The organism is Pseudomonas sp. AC463 (assembly GCF_979253585.1).
Window position 1 is genome coordinate 1 of record NZ_CEEDDZ010000429.1, and the last position, 297, is coordinate 297.

At 66.3% G+C, this 297-nt stretch carries 1 protein-coding gene; it reads right to left on the minus strand.

Annotated elements, in window-relative coordinates; genetic code table 11:
- Positions 1-297, minus strand: a 297-nt coding sequence (arsC, locus tag AC0IYH_RS30840) for an arsenate reductase (glutaredoxin) (RefSeq protein WP_471837982.1), incomplete at both ends; no start/stop codon positions are given.

The following is a 297-nucleotide window of genomic DNA, read 5'->3' on the forward strand; positions in this document are numbered from 1 at the left end:
CACAGCTTCACGCCGAGCGGCGAGACGACCAGCGGCCGGTTGATGAGAACCGGATGCGCCATCATCGCGTCCACCAGCGCGTCGTCCGACAGCGCGTCGTCACCAAGGCCCAGTTCCGCATAGGGCGTCCCCTTCTCGCGCAGCAGATCGCGGGGCGTGATTCCGGCGCGGTCGATCAGTTCGACCAGCAACGCGCGCGAGGGCGGGGTTTTCAGATACTCCACGACATGCGGCTCGATGCCGGCATTGCGGATCAGGCCGAGCGTGTTGCGCGACGTACCGCATTCGGGGTTGTGA